This window comes from Streptomyces djakartensis (assembly GCF_014651075.1).
Taxonomy (GTDB): Bacteria; Actinomycetota; Actinomycetes; order Streptomycetales; family Streptomycetaceae; genus Streptomyces; species Streptomyces djakartensis.
Window position 1 is genome coordinate 1 of record NZ_BMWE01000087.1, and the last position, 565, is coordinate 565.

Annotated in this window: 1 protein-coding gene; it reads right to left on the reverse strand. The window is 43.4% G+C overall.

Annotation, left to right across the window (positions count from 1 at the left end; genetic code table 11):
* A partial coding sequence (locus tag IE212_RS35820) for a hypothetical protein (protein ID WP_229864744.1) occupies window positions 1-436 on the reverse strand: 436 nt, incomplete at its 3' end.
* Between the last annotated feature and the right edge of the window lie 129 nt (window positions 437-565).

Genomic DNA, 565 nt, shown 5'->3' on the forward strand with positions numbered 1-565 from the left:
CATCCCAAGAAAATTCTTTGATATGAAGCTCATAGATAATATTCTCTTCCCTTTTTTTCGGTCTTTGATCATGCTCCCATTGCAGTGGATTCGTTCTATTCAAATCCACGACCATACTCCGGATACCATTCACTCCGCAACCTCTCGCATAGGGATCTCCAAGCTCAACTATTTCTCCGTCCCACGGGATTTGATAATCATAATACACGCCATGCAGATATCTCTCTGTCTGGTAGCTCCAGACTCCCCTCTTTTCTTTCTGCATAGCAATTTTTTGAAAGCACTCACTATGCTTTCCATCTCTATACAATCGCAACTCCACTTCTTCTGCCAAAGGGCTCCACAGGTGGAATGTAGTTCCCGCCTGCGTACACAAAGCTCCCAGATCCTTTCCATCGTATTGATACTCTTTCTGGAACTCTAAAGTGTTGTACAATTTTTTTAACTCTTTTCAATACTGATTTGTGGGGGTGTCCGAAGGGATTTCCCTCTGCACAACACACTACAGCATACTCGGGGGAAACTGCTTTTAGAAATTTCATCGAATTCGTATCACTGCTGCCGT